The 630-nt window shown below is 39.2% G+C and carries 1 protein-coding gene; it reads right to left on the bottom strand.

Annotated features, from left to right (window positions below; genetic code table 11):
• Nucleotides 1-630, bottom strand: a 630-nt coding sequence (locus DXA97_RS19875) for an extracellular solute-binding protein (protein ID WP_118721467.1), incomplete at both ends; no start/stop codon positions are given.

The following is a 630-nucleotide window of genomic DNA, read 5'->3' as shown; positions in this document are numbered from 1 at the left end:
ACTTCATCCGCTGCAGTCTCTGCACCGTTTCGCCATTCAATACCATCCAGGCTTGTAAACTCACCGATTGCCGCCGCCTGGATGATTTCATTATTAGACCAGTCTTCCCCAAGATCCATGGAATACGGTTTTATGCCATTATCATAAAACTGCTGACAAGCCTGTACATATTCCTCATAATTTTCTGGAATCTTTACGCCATACTGATCAAACAGTGTTTTGTTGGCAATGATCGTCTGCGGAATACCACAGATTGGCAGCCACTGGATTTCATCCTCCTCATTCTTATAATATTGCACCGCATAAGAATAGTACTTGGAAACAACATCATAAGAAGCAAAATCCATAAGATAAGGCTGTAAGTCCTGTGCATCTGTTCCAGAGAATCGACGTACTGTTATGATATCCGGTAATTCATCATGTTCTTTAAAATAACTGTATAAATCGGTATCATTGTTACCAATAATAAATTCAATATCCTGATCAGGAAACTGTTCATGGATATAGGGTGCAATATTTTTCATCAAACGATTTTCCCACAGATAAACGGTAAGATGATCATCGTTTTTAGATACTTCTTTCTTTGACTGTCCACATCCAGACAAGACAGCAGTTGCTACAAGTACACCT

The organism is Clostridium sp. OF09-36, from assembly GCF_003481985.1.
GTDB lineage: Bacteria > Bacillota > Clostridia > Lachnospirales > Lachnospiraceae > Brotaphodocola.
The sequence above is the reverse complement of the archived record's forward strand: the minus strand, read 5'-3'. Positions and strand labels throughout refer to the sequence as shown.